Source organism: Komagataeibacter kakiaceti JCM 25156 (assembly GCF_000613305.1).
In genome coordinates this window covers 1-510 of the sequence record NZ_BAIO01000932.1, presented here as the reverse complement: position 1 = coordinate 510, position 510 = coordinate 1, and the positions used below count along the sequence as shown (strand labels likewise).

The window sequence follows — 510 nt, the reverse complement described above, 5'->3', positions numbered from 1 at the left end:
TGATCCCGCCCACGCGGAAGCCCGTGCTGCGCTCCGCCGCCGCGGGCTGCATCATCTCGGCTGATTTGCCGCCAAACGCGGCGGCGACCTTTTTCATGCTGAGTGTGGCGGCAACCGGCACCACCACGCAGGCGGGGCGTCCATCCACCATGACCATGAGCGTCTTGAAGACCCGCTCCGGTTCCTCGCCTATGGCGGCGGCGGCGTGATTTCCGGTCTGTCCGGCCGTGGGATCGTATTCATATTCCACGACCGTGAACGCGATACCCGCCTTTTCCAGCGCCGTGGTGGCGGGGGTGGCCCTGCTCATGCCTGTATCTCCTGCATGGTGTCCGCCTGCACGTAAGCTCCCTGCGGCTGGGGGCCGGGCAGGCACAGGCGGATGATCTGCGGCGCAATGGATTCGGGCCGGGGCAGGCTGGCCATATCCAGCGCGGGCATGGCCAGCCTGCGCAGGCGGGTCGCGACCATGCCGGGTTCAAACAGGTTGATCCGCAGCGGACTGCCCGG

1 protein-coding gene and 1 pseudogene are annotated in these 510 nt (G+C 67.6%); both read right to left on the bottom strand.

The genetic code is table 11. The features are described 5' to 3' along the window. Positions 1 to 310, bottom strand: a 310-nt coding sequence (locus JCM25156_RS20125; RefSeq protein ID WP_025814572.1) for a YbaK/EbsC family protein, incomplete at its 3' end; no start/stop codon positions are given. Continuing rightward, positions 307 to 510, bottom strand: a pseudogene (locus tag JCM25156_RS26820) (SDR family NAD(P)-dependent oxidoreductase); the annotation flags it as partial. The pseudogene JCM25156_RS26820 and the gene JCM25156_RS20125, both read right to left, overlap by 4 nt.